The sequence below is a fragment of the Paraburkholderia sp. SIMBA_053 genome (genome assembly GCF_046534895.1).
Lineage (GTDB): Bacteria > Pseudomonadota > Gammaproteobacteria > Burkholderiales > Burkholderiaceae > Paraburkholderia > Paraburkholderia caledonica.
Genome location: NZ_JAWRXU010001008.1, coordinates 1 through 260 on the forward strand (window position 1 = coordinate 1; position 260 = coordinate 260).

Here is a 260-nt window from a genome sequence, read left to right on the forward strand (position 1 = left end):
ACCGAGGCTAAGCGTCTGCTCGACCTGCTCCGAGCTGGCTGCCGAGGCATTGACCAACCAATGGTCGATGTCGTCGCAGCGTTCAACGCTGAGACGCGCGATGGCGCTGCGATGAGTCGTTACTCGACACTGCTCACAGACGCGATCCGATCCATGATCGATGTCACAGATGAACGCGACATCGACAGCCTCTTCACCGCCGGTCCGACGACGGCACTGACGCAGGGCATCAGCGGGCTGGACGACTTCGAGTTGATCGC

At 61.2% G+C, this 260-nt stretch carries 1 protein-coding gene; it reads left to right on the forward strand.

What is annotated here, in order from left to right; translation table 11 throughout:
• Nucleotides 1-60: 60 nt before the first annotated feature.
• Nucleotides 61-260: hypothetical protein (locus SB753_RS38655; protein ID WP_410805362.1), on the forward strand; the 200-nt coding region annotated here is incomplete at its 3' end.